This window comes from Pseudomonas sp. LAMO17WK12:I5 (assembly GCF_900215165.1).
Taxonomy (GTDB): Bacteria; Pseudomonadota; Gammaproteobacteria; order Pseudomonadales; family Pseudomonadaceae; genus Aquipseudomonas; species Aquipseudomonas putida_A.
Window position 1 is genome coordinate 88188 of record NZ_OBDS01000010.1, and the last position, 15315, is coordinate 103502.

Genomic DNA, 15315 nt, shown 5'->3' on the forward strand with positions numbered 1-15315 from the left:
CATCGCCCCCTGCCCACGCGTTGGTCTTTTTTGGCAGGTTGGCGTTCAGTTGCGCCGCTCGACGATATACCGGGCCAGGTCGCGCAAAGGCTCGGCTGCCGCGTCAAACGGTCGCAGCGCGTGCAGCGCCTGATCGCGCAGTTCTAGGGCGTAGACCTTGGCCGCGTCCAGCCCCAGCAGGGCCGGGTAGGTCGGTTTGTCGCGAGCGATGTCGGCGCCCTGGCGTTTACCGAGGGTTTCGGTATCGCTTTCGACGTCAAGAATGTCGTCCTGCACCTGGAAGGCCAGACCGATGGCCTGTGCATAAGTCTGCAAAGCCTTGAGTTGGTCTTTTTCGGCACGGCCGCTGGCCAGAGCGCCAAGTTTGACGCTGACCTCGATCAGCGCGCCGGTCTTGTGTCGGTGCATCTGCTCCAGCGCTTGCTGATCCAGCTTCAGGCCGACCGAGCCGAGGTCGATGGCCTGACCGCCGACCATGCCTGCCGGGCCGGCCGCATGCGCCAGCGCCGTGACCTGTTGCAGACGGATGTCAGCGTCCAGATCGCTCAGGCGCGGGTCGAGCAGGGCGCTGAACGCCAGGCTCTGCAAGCCGTCACCGGCGAGAATCGCGCAGGCTTCATCGAATTTCTTGTGGGTGGTGGGCTGGCCGCGACGCAGATCGTCGTCGTCCATCGCCGGCAAATCGTCGTGTACCAGCGAATAAGCGTGGATCAGCTCCACCGCGCAAGCCGCACCGTTGGCTTGCTCAGCCTTGCCGCCCAGCGCTTCGCACGCAGCGTAGGCGAGTAGCGGACGTACGCGTTTGCCGCCGATCATCACGCTGTAGTGCATCGCCTCATACAGGCGCGACAGCTCCGGCAGCGGAGCCTTGAAGAGGATTTCCAGTGCCGCATTGACCCGCGCCTGGCTGGTCGCCGAATACGCGGCAATCATTCTGGCTGTTCCGCGTCGAAGGGTTCCTCGGCGAGTTCGCCATCGCGCTCCAGCAGCACTTGCACCTTCTGCTCGGCCTGGGCCAGCGCTGCCTGGCAGTCACGGGTCAGACCGATGCCCTGCTCGAAAGCGGTCAGCGAGTCTTCCAGCGACAATTCACCGTTCTCCAGACGCTCGACCAGTGTTTGCAGGTCGGCGAGGGACTGTTCGAAATCCAGTGCAGCTTTTTTGCGGGCCATGGCGGCGATTTCCGGTTGACGTTAAACCGGCGCGACACTAGCAGATAGGGGGTTTATGGGCAAATGAGTGGGCCGACGGACAAGGGTGTCAGTCGGTCGAGTCACCCGGATATTGAATCTGATACCGAGTGCTCCGCCCCCCGCCCGGAAGACGTTGCAGGCAGCCTTTTTCCAGCAGTTCCGCCAGATGTCGGGTGGCCGTGGCTTTGGAAACCTTGGCCACACTCTGGTATTGCGCTGCACTGATACCGTGCTCGAAACCACGCTCACCACCGTCGAGCAAACGATTGAGCACTTTGATCTGCTCCGCCGACAGCCCGGATTCGCGGTGCGCCTGCCAGAAGCGTGATTTTCCCAACACACTTTCAATCCGCGCAATGGCCTGTTGCAGACTGCGCAGTAAGGTTTGCAGGAACCATGTGAGCCAGTCGGTAATGTCCAGCGTGGCTTTCTGACTGGATTCGAGAATCCGGTAATAGCCCGCACGATCATCGAGGATGCTGGCGGACATCGCATAAAAACGAATCGCCTGCGCTTCGCTCTGAGCCAGTGCCAGATCGGTAAGGGTGCGAGTCAGGCGTCCATTGCCGTCGTCGAACGGATGCAAGGTGACGAACCAGAAATGTGCGATGCCAGCTCGCAAGAATGGATCGAGGCCTGCCTGTTGCCGACTGGCGTCGAACCACTTGAGAAAACTGTCGAGTTGCCGCTCAAGGCCTTGTCGCGGTGGCGCCTCGAAGTGCACGGTCGGACGGTCGATTCGCCCTGAAACCACCTGCATCGGCTCATCGCCGCGTAATGCGCCGACATTGATTGCACGCGAAAGGAAACCACTCTCCTGTTCTGGAAACAGCCATGAATGCCATTCCAGCAATCGTTGCAGTGTCAGCGGTTCGGCAAAGCGTTGAGTGGCATCGAGCATCAGTTGCGCGAGCCCTTCGCTGCGCTTGCTGACGTTGTCGCCATCAGGCGATTCCAGCCCCAGGCGTCGTGCCAGTGAAGAACGCACGGATTCAACATTCAATTGTTCCCCCTCGATGGCCGAGGAGGTCACGATGTTTTGCAGCAACGCGTCCAGTTCAGTCTGAGCGCTCAATGAATTGCCCACTGATCCCGCCATGCCCATCAATTGTCCCTGCGCCTGAACGCATTCGCGCAACAGCGCAGTGAGACGCTCTGCCTGCCAGTTGAAGTCGGGCCAGTCGGGCTGCTGCCAGATCCAGTGAGTTGCCATGAAATGCCATTCCTGAGTGCGTGAGCCGAATAGAAACGCTATTCGGCTCATTTCGTGAGCCGAATATGACGCCTATTCGGCTCATCGTCCACCCGAGGGCGTGATTCCTGCCGCATTTCAAGATGTATCCGATTGTTAAAAAACTGCCGAATCGCTAATCTTCGCGCCTTCTACGACCCCATAGTCACGGGTCTTTCAGACGAAACGCAGTTTCCACCGCTGTGAAGTACCGAGGATCGGGTGCAAGGTTTCGTTCAGGCATGGCAGGAGGCATTACATGCGTTCATTTCTTTGGCTGCTGATCGGTCTGGCTTGCGCGCCTGCGCTGCTGGCAGCGCCGACTGCCGAGCTGTCGGAACCATCCGGTGGCTGGCGTTATAACGGCTTGCTTGATCGCAGTGAAAACCCACAAGTCGCCTATCCCACGTCGCCGATCGATCGCGGCATTCAGCGCAATCGCACGATGATTCAGGGCCAGCTCAAGGCCATCGGCAATCAGCGCGGGCCGCATACGCTGGCGGTCAACGGCAATCCATTGAATCTGTACACCGACGATGACGGGCGGTTCGCCCGGCCGTATGCGTTCGGCGCCGGTTCCAACAGTGTCGAAGTGCGCAGTGCCGAGGGCCAGTCGCTCAAGCGTGTGCAGTTCTACGAAGCGAACAACCTGCGCACGCCGGCGAAAATCCGTGTGGTGCTGGGTTGGGACGATCCCAAGGCCGAACTCGACCTGCACATCATTACGCCCGACGGCCAGCATGCGTTTTTCGCCCACACGGCGTTGACCAACGGCGGCGGTCTGGACCCGGATGGTGTCGATGGCCCCGGCCCAGAAATGTTCACCATGACCGCGCCGCTGCATGGCACCTATCTGGTTTACGTCAACTATTGGGGCAACTTCGGCGACGGCGGCTATAACTTCGAGGAGGCCAGCAATCAGAACGAGGTGATCACCTCGCAAATCACGCTGGTGCTCAACGAAAATACGGTCGACGAAAAACGCGAAACATTCATCGTGCCCCTGCGGGCGATCGGTGATCTGCTGCTGGTCAAGACTTTCAACTATTAAGCATCCCGCACCACGGATGAACTTCGGGTTTTGTGAACATGAGTGATAACGCTGCTTCTCCGGCCGTCCCGACACCTGCCGGCCAAACCTCCCGGCGCTGGCCGGCGCTGCTGATCGGCCTGGTCCTGGTAGCCGGGGTGGCCGGTGGTCTTGGCTGGCTCCTGCACAAGCCCAAGGTGCCGGCGGCGGCACTGGCCAGTGACAAACTCGGCCTGAGTCGTCCGGATGCGCTGCTGGAAACCCGCTCCCTGAGCCAGTTGCCCAAGGACCTGCTGACGGTGCCGTTCCTCAAGGCCACGCTCACCGAGGATTTCGTCTTCTATTACGAAACCCACGCCGACCGCCTGGGGTTGATCGGCAGCCTGCGCCGGATCATTTACGAACACGACCTGAAGCTGCAGGACAGCCTGATCGAGCAGCTTTTCGATCAACCGGCCGACGTCGCGCTGTGGCGTGGCGCCGATGGCCGGCTCAAGGATTTTCTGTTGGTGATGGATCGCGGCGGCTTGGCGAAGCTGCTCGAACCGTTGGCGAAAGTCGCGCTGGACGATTCGCAGCTCAGCGTCTTCGGCAGCCTCAAGGTCGGCAGCGACGAAGTGCCGCTGTACCAGCTCAGCTACAACGCCAGCAAATCGCTGCTGTTCGCTTCGCGCGGCGACAAACTGGTGGTGCTGTCCAACCCGAACAAATATTACGACCCGGCCAACGGCGAGTCCGAGGAGTCCGGGCACGTCTCGCCGCAAGCGCTGGCAGCGCTGCTCAACGGCGACAAACTGTTCCCCGAGGCCTTCGGTCTGCCGGCCAAGGCGCCGGAGATCAAACAGCGTCTGTCGGTCAATTCCAGCGTCCTTGCGATGGGTTACCAGCGCTTCATCCCGAACTTCGCCGGGCTGCGTTTCGACATGGACGACAAGGGCTGGCACAGCTACCTCGCCATGGACGAACTGGATAATCAGCCGGACTTCGATTTCAAACCGGTGTGGCAAGCCATGCCCTTGGGCGCCAGTGCCTGCGTGACCTTGCCGGTGGCGGCCGAACCGCAGAAACCGCTGCTGGTGAAACTCGGCGCCGACGAAGCGGTGGCGCAGAAGCTCACCGAGCATGTGGCCGGCGCGGCGGGCCTGTGCTGGTACGCCGATTCACGGTTGTACACGCCGTTGCTGGTCGCCAGCCTGAAGGACGAAGACAGCGGCAAGCTCGATGGCGACCTGGGCACGTTGTTCGGTTCGATGGTGGGCGCCTACGAGGCGAATATCGATGAACACGCATTCCCGGTGGTCGAGAAACAGGAAGGCCAGAGCCATGTCTGGCAGCGTCAGGTCAGCTCGAACTTCGGCCCCTACGCAGCGAAGACTGCCGAGAATCCGGATGCGATCAGCGGTAAAGCGTTCATGAAAGTCAGCCTCGCCCGTCACGGTTCGACGCTGCTGTTTTCCCTCGACGACAAACTGGTGGACAAGGCTCTCGGTACTCTCGACAAGCGCTTCCCGCCGATGGCCGACGTGCTGCCGAAAGATGTGCTGATGCCGATCTACTTCGGTCCGGATTCGATGGCGCAACTGATGCAGCAGGAAACCCTCGACAGCCTGCCGCAGGACATGGAGCCGGTGTTCTACAACGCCGCGCAAACGTACCTGATTCCGAAACTGCGCACCCTCGGCGGCTACGGCAAATACGCCCTGACCCTGCCGGAAGGCAGCGAGCCTGACGGCCACTGGCAATGGCTGCCGCTGGAGTGGAAAGCGCTGTGACGACACTGATCCGCAGCCTCGGCCTGCTCGCGCTACTGCTCAGCGCGGGCGCCCGAGCCGTCGAAACGCCGGCGCTGGATCCGGCGCAGTCCCAGGTGTTCCGCGCCTGGTTCGTGCGCATCGCTCAGGAACAACTGAGCCAGGGCCCTAGCCCGCGCTGGTATCAGCAGGACTGCGCCGGGCTCGTGCGTTTCGCCGCCAACGAAGCGCTGAAAGTCCACGACGACAAGTGGCTGCGCAGCAATGGCCTGTCCAATCGCTACCTGCCGCCGGAGCTGACGCTCAGCGATGAGCAGCGCAAGCTCGCCCAGCAATGGCAGCAGGGCGGCGGCAAGGTCGGGCCGTACGTCAACGCGATCAAACTGATTCAGTTCAACAGCCATCTGGTCAGCCGCGACGTGTCCCAGGCACGCCCCGGCGACCTGATGTTTTTCGATCAGGGCGACGACCAGCACCTGATGATCTGGATGGGCCGCTACATCGCCTATCACACCGGCACGACCACCCCCACTGACAACGGCATGCGTTCGGCAAGCCTGCAGCAACTCATGACATGGAAGGACACCCGATGGATACCCGACGCAGCCAACCCCAACTTCATCGGCGTCTATCGACTGAACTTTCTCTCCCAATGACCGGTGCCCGCATGCTGCGACTCTGCGCTCGAATTCCCCTGCTGCTGGCGCTGTTGCTGCCATTGGCGACCGTCAACGCTGAAGATTCGGTGGAGCCGAGCGGCTACACGCCGGTCGCCGGTGAAAGCTTCTTCCTGCTGGCCGACAGCAGTTTCGCCGCCGACGAGCAGGCGATGGTGCGTCTCGAAGCACCGGGCCGCGACTACCGCCGCTTCCGCATGGAACCGTACGGCGGCGCCGACATTCGCGTGTACCGGATCGACAAGCCGCTGGATTTCCTCAAGCGCCAGAAGAATCTGCACCGCGTGGTCAGCGACGGTCAGTTCAAGGGCGAAGGCCTGTCCAACACCCTCGCGTACCTGTGGGACAACTGGTACCGCAAATCGCGGCGGGTGATGCAGCGCGCGTTCTCCTACGAGTCGCGCAAGCAGGTCACCGAGGAAGTGCCGGAGCTGAAGATGGGCACCGCCATCGCCGCGCCAACCCCGTACGACGCGCAGCCGCAATTCGCGCTGATTCCGGGTCTGCCGGTGGTCAGCCAGTTCCGCTATCCGCTGTGGCAGGCCAAACCGATACAGCCGCCGGCCGGGGTCAATCTGGCCGGGTCTTCCAGCGAGTTCGTCAGCGTTGCACCGGGTAACGTCTACATCCCGCTGGGCAACCTGAAGCCGGGCCTGTACCTGGTCGAAGCGCTGATCGGCAAGTATCGCGCGACCACCATGGTCTTCGTTTCCAACACCGTGGCAGTGAGCAAGATTGCCGGTGATGAATTGCTGGTCTGGGCCGCACGCAAACACGAAGGCAGTTCGGTGCCGAAGGTCAATGTGCTGTGGACTGACGGCCTCGGCGTGATGAGCAGCGGTGCCACTGATGCCGATGGTTTGCTGCGCCTGAAACACGTCAGCCCCGAGCGTTCGTTCGTCATTGGCGAGGACGAAGAGGGCGGGGTGTTCGTCTCGGAAAACTTCTATTACGACAGCGAAATCTACGACACCAAGCTCTACGCGTTCACCGACCGACCGCTGTATCGCCCGGGGGATTGGGTGTCGCTGAAAATTGTCGGTCGCGAGTTCAAGAATGCGCGGGATTCGGTGCTGCCGGGCGCTGCTGACGTCAACGTCAGTGTGCTTGATGCCACCGGCACCGAGCTGCAACGCCTCGACCTGAAACTCGATTCCAAGGCTGGTACCCAGGGCCGGTTCCAGTTGCCGGACAACGCTGTGGCCGGTGGTTACGAGATCCGCTTCAACTACAAGGATCAGGCCTACAGCAGCGCCTTCCGCGTGGCCGAGTACATCAAGCCGCACTTCGAAATTTCGCTGAATCTGGCCAAGCAGGATTACCGCACCGGCGAGCCGGTGAAGGGCAGTCTGGTGCTGCTGTACCCGGACGGCAAACCGGTGGCCAACGCCAAACTGAGCCTGAGCCTGCGTGCCCAGCAACTGTCGATGGTCGACAACGAGCTGCAATACCTCGGGCAATTCCCGGTGGAGTTGACCAGCACTGAACTGACCACCGACAGCAAGGGCAACGCGACCCTCGACCTGCCGGCCGCCGACAAACCGAGCCGTTACATGCTCACCGTGTTTGCCAGCGATGGCGCGGCGTATCGGGTCAAGACCACCAAGGAAATCCTCATCGACCGTGGCGCCGCGAGCTTCCGCCTGAGTGCGCCGCAACGTTTCAGCGCAGTCAACGACAAAGTCGCGTTCAGCTACGCCAACGAGGGCGGCAGCGAGCAGAGCAAAGCTGTGACCCCAAGCAGCTACAGCTGGGTGCGTCTGGAAGACCAGAGCACTGGCGAAGGCAAACTCGCGGCGACTGACAAAGGCTTTAGTCTGGCCTTCGAGCGTCCGGGTACTTACAACCTGACGCTGAAAGATCAACACGGTCGCGTCCTCGGCGCCACCGGCCATTCGGTCACCGGCGACGGTGTCAAAGCGGTGCCGGGCACTGTGGAAATCGTCCTCGACAAGCCCGAGTACAAGGCCGGCGATGAAGCGCTGGCACTGATCACCTTCCCGGAGCCGGTCAGCGATGCACTGCTGTCGCTGGAGCGCGACAAGGTCGAAGCCACCGCGCTGCTGGCCAAGGGCGGCGACTGGCTGAAACTGGAAAAACTCAGCGACACCCAATACCGCGCGCGCATTCCGGTGAAGGACAACTTCGCGCCGAACCTGACCTTCTCGGTGCTCTACACCAAGGGCGGGCAGTACAGCTTCCAGAACGCCGGGATCAAAGTGATTGCCCCGCAAATCGACGTGGCGATCAGCACCGACAAACAGGTGTATCTGCCGGGCGACACGGTGACCGTCGACCTGACTACGCAGTTCGCCGGTAAAGCAGTTCCGGCGCATCTGACGGTGAGTGTTGTCGATGAAATGGTCTACGCGCTGCAACCGGAAGTCGCGCCGACCATCGACCAGTTCTTCTACCACCCGCGTCGCAATAATGTGCGCACCAGCGCCAGCCTGTCGTTCATCAGTTATGACGTGGCGTTGCCGGGCAGCCCCGGCGCGCCGGGCAAGGCCAACCGCAGCGAACGTGGGGTGAAAGTGCTGGAGCGCCCACGTCGTGAAGACGTCGACACCGCCGCGTGGCAGCCGGAATTGCTCACAGGTGCCGACGGCAAAACCCGTTTCACCTTCAAGATGCCGGACTCGCTGACCCGCTGGCGCATCACCGCCCGGGCCATTGCCGATGACGGTCAGGTCGGGCAGAAGAAGCAGTTCGTCCGTTCGGAAAAACCGCTGTACCTGAAGTGGAGCGGGCCGAGCAAATTCCGCAAGGGTGATCAGCCGCAACTCGGTGTGTTTGCCTTCAGCCAGGCCGAAAAACCGGTCAAGGCTGAGCTGGTCACCCATTACGCTGGCGCCGAACAACGCCTGCCGGTAATCCTGAACAACGGCATCAACTACGTGCCGCTGCCAGCGTTCGCCCTGGCCTCGGGTGAGTGGACCGCCGAGCTGGTGCAGGATGGCAAAACCGCTGACGCCCTCGCCGTGCGCCTGAGCGCGACCGGTGACGGCTGGCAAGTCACGCAAACCCAGAGCCTCGACGTAGCCAGCGGCGACACCCCGTTGAGCCTGCCGGCCGACGCCACCGACATTCGCCTGCGTCTGGATGACAGTCCGCAAGCGCTGTTCCGTTCCGCGCTCGACGATCTGCTGAGCTACCCGTACGGCGGCGTCGAGCAGACCGCCAGCCGTTTGCTGCCGCTGAGCATCGCCTATCCGTCGCTGGCATCGAGCCCGCAGATCCGCGATCGCCTGCGCCTGATCATGCAGAACAGCCGTCTGCGTCTGGTGCAAATGGCCGGGCCGTCGGCGAGCTTCACCTGGTGGGGCTTCGACGGCGAGCCGGACGCGTTCCTCACCGCTTACGCCTACTACGCCGACTGGAACGCCAGTCAGGTGCTGGAACTGACCTTGCCACCGGAGCACTGGCAGCGAGTGCTGGAGGTCTACGCCAAGCAAGCGCCGAACACGCCGCTGCTGCAGCGGGCACTGATTCTGTCGTTCGCCAAGCAGATGCACCTGCCGGTGAATACCCTGCTCAGCGGTTTGATGGACGATCTGACCAAGGCCGGTGAGGGCAATGCCGAAAACCTGATGGACGACGGTGAAGACAGCCTGGTGATGAGCGACCCGGATTCGGCGCTCGGTTTGGCGGCGGCGCGGGTGTTGACCGCGGCGCTGGCCACGCAGTCGAAAGTTGCGTTGCCGGACGCATTCAACCGTCAGGTCGGCGCGGCGCAACAGCGTCTGGCGGTCAGTTCGCAGCCGTTTGCCGAAGCGCTGAACCTGTCGCTGCAACCGTTTGATCAAGCGCGGGCGACGGCGTTGTTGCAACGTCTGTTGCCACAGCAATCGACCCTCGAACGCGCCTTGGCGCTGAGCTGGTTGCAACGCAGCATCGCTCAGGCCTCGCCGACCATCGCGCTGCTGCCGGGTGAAGGCTGGAAGAAAAACTACGGCGCAACCGGTGAGATGTTCTGGACCTGGCAGGGTGCGACGCCGGTGCCGAGCGTGTTGTCGGTGTCCGGCACTCAGGAGCGACCGCTGCGCGCGGCGCTGAGCTTCCAGACCCAGCAACCGGCCTTCGATCCAATGGCCGTGACCATCACCCGCCGTTTGTCGCGGCTGGTGCCGGGCGACGAAGCGTTCACCTTCAAACTGGAGCCGGTCGGCAGCAAACCGCTCTCCAGTGACAGCCTGTATCTGGACGAAGTGATCCTCACCAGCAAGGCGCCGAAACCGCTGCGCTACGGCATGCTCGAAGTGCCGCTGCCACCGGGCGCCGACGTCGAGCGCACCACCTGGGGCATCAAGTTGCAAGGCAAGGACGGCACCGAACCGACCGCGCTGGAAAAGGCGCGCTTCGAACCGGGGCAATTGGCCTACGCGGTGCCGGTGGATGCGCTGAGCGGCGAATTGCGCCTGCGCCATCTGGTGCGGTTCTCGCAGAAGGGCCAGTTCAACCTGCCGCCGGTGCGCTTCACTCAGGTCTACGCGCCGCAGCATCAGGCCCGGGAAGCGAAAGCCGCCCTCGGTCAGGTCACGGTCAACTGACATGAACCGGCCGCTGCTGTGGCTGCTGATGTGTGTGATGCCTGCGCTGGCGACGGCGCAGGATGAGCCGCTGCGGCTGGCGTACAAGGGCGAGTTGCTGTCGTTGAATCAGACGCAACTGATCGCTCGCGAGCCGTTGCCGTCGACGCTGGATACCCCGCTGGGCAGCCTGTGGAAATTGTTCGTCTATGCGTGGCTGGTGGATACCGGCGCGCGCGAGCCAGCGTATGAATGTCGCGGGCAGTCGAAGGAAGAGGTTTATTGCTGCTCGGCGGGCGGCAGGATCGAGCGTGATCAGGCGTTGGTCAAATCCTGCGGCTTGTACTTTGAGCCGGCGAGATTGGGCATTACTGCCGCCGATTGGCGCACCTATTGGCAGGCGCGGCAGGCGCCGTCGTGGTTGCTGGATTTGCCGACCGTGCAACCGGCTACTCGGGTTTCCGTGACGGACTTGCTGAAGGTGTTGTCGGTGCTGCCAGCGCAGGAGCAGATGCGCCGCGTGTTGCTCGACGTCGTGCTGAATGCGGCGGACGGCAATGTCGTCGGCGAACTGGGTGGTCGCCTGCGGGTTAAGACCTGGAGCTGGCTCGGCGATCAGGATCCGCAATCGCGGCAGGGCGGTTTCGCCGGTTGGACGGCGGACGGCTCGCCGATCTGGGCCAGTGGGCGTGGTACCAGTCAGATGGTTTTGCGCCATTACGGTCAGGCGCTGGCGACGGTGCTGCCTTCTTCGTGGCCGGCGGAAGCAGGGCGTTGTGTTGAGGTTGGACTGTTCTCGCGCTATCCGCTGACGCGTGTTCTGGCAGGGGATCGGGTGATGTCTTCCGGCCCGTTGCAAGGCGACTACCGCGTCGAATTCGCCAACGGTAACGCGCTGGATATCCACAGCGCCGGCGAACTGTTTCTGCTCAACGGCAAACTCGTTGCACGGCTTGATCGCGAAGAATACGTCGCCCGCGTCCTTGAGCGCGAAGCCAAACCCGAACCTGCCGAAGCCGCCAAGGCACTGGCCGTGGCGATCCGCACCTATCTGCTGCAAAACGCCACGCGCAATGGCGATTGCCTGAGCATCGACGACAGCAGCAACCGTCAGCGCGTCGCTCCGCGTCCGGCCTCCGCCGAGTCGCGCAACATCGCCGCATGGACCGCGGATCTGGTGCTGGCCGGCAGCACCGTCACCTATCACTCCGATCAACCCGGCCCGGACAAACTCGCCTGGCAACAAGCCGTCGAACAGGCCAACGCCGGTCAGCGCTACGACGCGATTCTGCTGCACGCCTATCCGCGCGCCAGCCTCAGCCGTTGGGACAACCCGGTTGCTTCCTGCGAAGCACTGCCCGCCGCACAGGACTGGCTGCAAAAGCAGCGTCGCGGCTGGCGTCCGACGCTGGAAAGCGAAACCGGCTACAACGAAGTCAGCTCGTTCGCCGTGTGCAAACTGGCGTTCGGCCGCCCGTTTGTCGATCGCGAACGCCAGCGCATTTACGTGCGCGGCGTGCTCACGCTGCAGGATCGCCTCGACCTGACTCACGAATACCTGCACCTGGCCTTTGAAGCACATCCCAATGGTCAGGATGAAACCTACATCGAAGGGCTCGCCCGTCACCTCTTGCTGGAATAGACCATGACACTCCGTTATCCACAGGTCTTGCTGTTGCTCTGTGCGTTCAATGCATTGCCGATGGCAATGGCCGCCGACAGCGTCAAACTCGACACCCCGGTCGGCGGCTGGCGCACCGGCGCGCCCGAGGGCGAAGGCGAAAATTTCCGCCAGACCGTCAACTACCCGGCTTCCTCGGTCAACACTCCGGTGGGCCAGGCCAACACGGCGCGCATCAGCGGCGAAATCAAAGCCACCCCCAAGAGCAGGGAACCCGGCCGGCTGATCGTCAACGGCGTCAGCATGCCGCTGAAAATCGACGACAGCGGCCGCTTCGACCGCCCGTTCTCCTTCCCCAACGGCAGCAACAGCGTCGAAGTGCGCAGCCCCGACGGCCAGCAACGCCATCGCACGCAGTTCCTCAACGCCAGCGGCGGCGCCACCCCGGCCAAACTGCGCGTGCTGCTGTCGTGGGACAGCGATGGCACCGACCTCGACCTGCACCTGATCACCCCCGACGGCGCGCACATCTGGTACGGCGATCGCGTCGCACCCAACGGCGCCGCGCTCGACGTCGACGTCACCACCGGCTATGGCCCGGAAATCTTCGCCATGCCGGCGCCGATCAAGGGCCAATATCTGGTGTATGTGAACTACTTCGGCGGAGGTTATCGGGGGGATGATGAAGGCGGGGAGGAGGCGGTGCAGCCGCTGACCACGGCGCAGGTGACGGTGATTACCGAGGAAGGCACGCCGAGCGAGAAAATGGAGACGTTTGTGGTGCCGATGCGGGCGGTGGGTGAACTGACGTTGGTGAAATCGTTCAGCTATCCCTGAGCAGCAGCCTGCTCAGGGTTGCACTAGAAACCGGGCGGAATATAACCAGGCACGAACGGCACGTTGATGCACTTGCCGTGGATGATCTTTCCGTCTTCGATTCTGAACAGCACGATCTTTTTCGCCTTGTTGACGGTGGCTTCGAGCTTGCAATCCGAGCTGTGGCCGACCGTCTCGTAGTACTCGGTGTAAACCATGCCGTTACCGGTGTGATTCATTGAAGTACCGGCCGCTTCCGTGGTGGTCCAACTGGACGATTTGTACCAGGTGAGCACAGCCAGATTCTCGCCGTTGGCCCCGGTCTGTTTTTTCATCGAGTCAGGTTTGCCGAACAGATCGAGCGCTTCCTGAACATCGCGTCCTTCCCAGCGCGACTGGGCAATCAAGTGGCAGCCACTGGTCAGCAAAACAGCGGGCGTTATCAGCAGCGCCAATAACGTTTTAGTCCATGGGTTCATCGTGATTCCCGCCGCTTACTTGTTGCCCAGGATCGAGTCGAGGTTGTCCATCATCTGGCCTTTCTCCTGAATCGGCGCCAGCTTGAAGAACATCTGCTGCAGACCCTGAATCATCTGCAGGTACTCCATCTTGCCCAACGCGATCATGTCCTTTTTGGCAGGTGAGCAAACGAACTCGCTGGTGCGCTGCACCCAGAACTCTTTCGGCTGCTGCCATTGGTCATTAACTTTCAGGTTGCGCATCATGTAGGCGATGCGATCAACCGACTGGCCATTGAGCATTCGGACCTTGTTCGTCGAACACTGAACTTCGAGGTTGTAGGCATCGATCATCGGTTTGCCGGGTTCCTCATACACCAGCGTCACGGCGACCAACTTGGCCCCTTTGGTCTGCTTCGACGGCACGACTGAAGTGCTGTCGGCGACATACATGATGTTCTTGTGGGGAACGCCGTTGCCGTAAATGATCCACCAGTCACCGACGAGCTTCTGCTCCTCTGCCATGGCTGAAGAGGTAGCGGTCAGGAGTGCGGTCAGTAGAACAACGGATTGATTGAGTTTGAAAAACGACGACATGGTGTTGCTCCATTCCTTGGCGCTTTTGTAATGCACAAAAACAGAATGGAAATTTAGTGGTGAGGTTGGGCGCGGGGCAATTAGGGCGGATGTGCTAATGGCTTATTGCGATGCCTGAGTGGCGGGTGCTGCCCGGTTAATCTGTCGAGCTCGTCAAGATAACGTTGCTTTCAGGCAGGCATTAAAAAGCCGGCTTGTGGCCGGCTTCTCGGGGACTGGCTTGGTTTATTTTTGGTAAACCGCGTCAGCCTTCAAAACGTACACCCGGATCTGCGTCCGGCTGTGGGACTTGGTCAGACGTTGGTCTGCCGCGTCAGGCGTCATCTGAGCCGCGGGAGCGGGTCGATGCGCAAATGTGGGGCGCAGGATACTGAGTTTTGTTGGGGATTCCCAGCCTCAACTGCGGAATAGAGCCACTGCGGCGGTCGATATTTGTAATTTGTACTGATTTTCGGGGCCTCTTCGCGAGCAGGCTCGCTCCCACAGGGTTTGGTGCAGGGTTGAAGATCCGTATCCGATCAGAGAAACGGCACCACCGGCCGGCGTTTGCCCAGGGTCGACCACCAGAATACCCAGCCCAGAATGTGGATCCGCTGCTCATCGATCTGCGCTGCGCGGAAGATTTCGTCCGGGTATTCGGCGCTGTTGTGGCTGCGCAGGCGCAGGGCGTTGCCGGGCATGCGGTGCAGGTATTTGATGCGCAGCATGCCGTCGTGTTCGATGGCGTAGATTTCGCCGTCGACCACCTGGGTCAGGCCGCGGTCGATGCCGACGATGGAGCCGTCTTCGATGCGCTCGGCCATGCTGTTGCCGATCATGTGCGCGCAAATGGCGTCGCTTGGGCGGATTTCCAGTTGGGCGAGATGGGCCCGGGGCAGGCGGACGGTCTGCTCGGGGTCGAGGATGACGTGGGTTTTGTCGGCGCCGGCGCTGAGCGGTGTTTCCTTGAAAAACGGCAGTTCGATGTCGTTGGGGTTGATGATGGAATAGACGCCGTTGACGGACTGCGCGTCGAAGGTGTCGCCGTTGCTGGCAGGCGTTTGCAGGCGGGGTGACTCTTTGCTGCCTTCGCCGGTTTTCAGCCACTCGCTGTTGACCGAGAGCAGGCGTGAGACTTCCTCCATGCGATACGCCGGGACGCCCCGGGTGTACCAGTTATGAATGTTTTGGGCTTCCGTGCCCCAGAACTTTGCGAATCCCGTGGTGGTGATGTTCGCTGCTTCCAGGAGTGCCTTGAATCTTGGACCGCTAGTGTTCTTTCTCATAAACACCGAGTCTACGGCCGTGCCAGAGCGGTTTGAATAAACCGGCTGTTCAAAAAAAGCCTGTATTTTGCGACTGGATGTAAGACGTGCTTGTGGGAAATCACTCACTTCGAAACTTTTCTGTAGTCCGCAATAAACACACTGTTT

12 protein-coding genes are annotated in these 15315 nt (G+C 61.6%); 6 read left to right on the top strand and 6 right to left on the bottom strand.

The window, feature by feature from the left end:
• Nucleotides 1–45: 45 nt before the first annotated feature.
• The 3 genes from ispA to CRO59_RS18775 form a co-directional block, all read right to left on the bottom strand.
• A complete protein-coding gene (ispA, locus tag CRO59_RS18765) occupies nucleotides 46–933 on the bottom strand; it encodes a (2E,6E)-farnesyl diphosphate synthase (RefSeq protein WP_097089365.1) in 888 nt (295 codons plus the stop codon).
• Nucleotides 930–1172, bottom strand: a complete 243-nt coding sequence (locus CRO59_RS18770) for an exodeoxyribonuclease VII small subunit (protein WP_003228627.1) — start codon at nucleotides 1170–1172, stop codon at nucleotides 930–932. Before CRO59_RS18770 ends, ispA begins: the two co-directional genes overlap by 4 nt.
• An 88-nt stretch (nucleotides 1173–1260) precedes the next feature.
• Nucleotides 1261–2406, bottom strand: coding sequence for a Fic family protein (locus CRO59_RS18775; protein ID WP_027612924.1), 1146 nt, complete (start codon nucleotides 2404–2406; stop codon nucleotides 1261–1263).
• 277 nt (nucleotides 2407–2683) lie between these two features.
• Between CRO59_RS18775 and CRO59_RS18780 the strand changes: the two genes are divergently transcribed.
• Genes CRO59_RS18780 through CRO59_RS18805 form a run of 6 tightly spaced genes read left to right on the top strand, consistent with a single transcriptional unit; the run spans nucleotide 2684 to nucleotide 12869 of the window.
• Nucleotides 2684–3475: a YfaP family protein gene (locus CRO59_RS18780; RefSeq protein WP_097089363.1), complete on the top strand. Its 792-nt coding sequence runs from the start codon at nucleotides 2684–2686 to the stop codon at nucleotides 3473–3475.
• A gap of 38 nt (nucleotides 3476–3513) precedes the next feature.
• Nucleotides 3514–5226 (top strand): DUF2138 domain-containing protein, encoded by a 1713-nt coding sequence (locus tag CRO59_RS18785; RefSeq protein WP_097089361.1) that lies wholly within the window; start codon nucleotides 3514–3516, stop codon nucleotides 5224–5226.
• On the top strand, nucleotides 5196–5861 hold the full coding sequence (locus CRO59_RS18790) for a DUF1175 domain-containing protein (protein WP_045121987.1): 666 nt from the start codon (nucleotides 5196–5198) through the stop codon (nucleotides 5859–5861). The genes CRO59_RS18785 and CRO59_RS18790 overlap by 31 nt, the downstream gene beginning before the upstream one ends.
• Nucleotides 5858–10432, top strand: coding sequence for an alpha-2-macroglobulin (locus CRO59_RS18795; RefSeq protein WP_097089359.1), 4575 nt, complete (start codon nucleotides 5858–5860; stop codon nucleotides 10430–10432). Before CRO59_RS18790 ends, CRO59_RS18795 begins: the two co-directional genes overlap by 4 nt.
• Before the next feature lies 1 nt (nucleotide 10433).
• On the top strand, nucleotides 10434–12053 hold the full coding sequence (locus CRO59_RS18800; RefSeq protein WP_097089357.1) for a DUF2300 domain-containing protein: 1620 nt from the start codon (nucleotides 10434–10436) through the stop codon (nucleotides 12051–12053).
• Nucleotides 12054–12056: 3 nt separating this feature from the next.
• Nucleotides 12057–12869 (top strand): YfaP family protein, encoded by an 813-nt coding sequence (locus CRO59_RS18805; RefSeq protein WP_097089355.1) that lies wholly within the window; start codon nucleotides 12057–12059, stop codon nucleotides 12867–12869.
• Nucleotides 12870–12892: 23 nt separating this feature from the next.
• Here the strand turns inward: CRO59_RS18805 and CRO59_RS18810 are convergent, their stop codons facing one another.
• The 3 genes from CRO59_RS18810 to CRO59_RS18820 all read right to left on the bottom strand — a co-directional run bounded on the left by CRO59_RS18810 (nucleotide 12893) and on the right by CRO59_RS18820 (nucleotide 15168).
• Nucleotides 12893–13327 carry a hypothetical protein gene (locus CRO59_RS18810; RefSeq protein ID WP_097089354.1) on the bottom strand — a complete coding sequence of 145 codons (435 nt, stop codon included), beginning with the start codon at nucleotides 13325–13327 and terminating at the stop codon, nucleotides 12893–12895.
• A 15-nt stretch (nucleotides 13328–13342) separates the two neighbouring features.
• On the bottom strand, nucleotides 13343–13903 hold the full coding sequence (locus CRO59_RS18815; protein ID WP_027612916.1) for a hypothetical protein: 561 nt from the start codon (nucleotides 13901–13903) through the stop codon (nucleotides 13343–13345).
• A 518-nt stretch (nucleotides 13904–14421) separates the two neighbouring features.
• Complete coding sequence (locus CRO59_RS18820; protein WP_027612915.1) at nucleotides 14422–15168, bottom strand: helix-turn-helix transcriptional regulator; 747 nt, start codon at nucleotides 15166–15168, stop codon at nucleotides 14422–14424.
• Nucleotides 15169–15315: the final 147 nt, after the last annotated feature.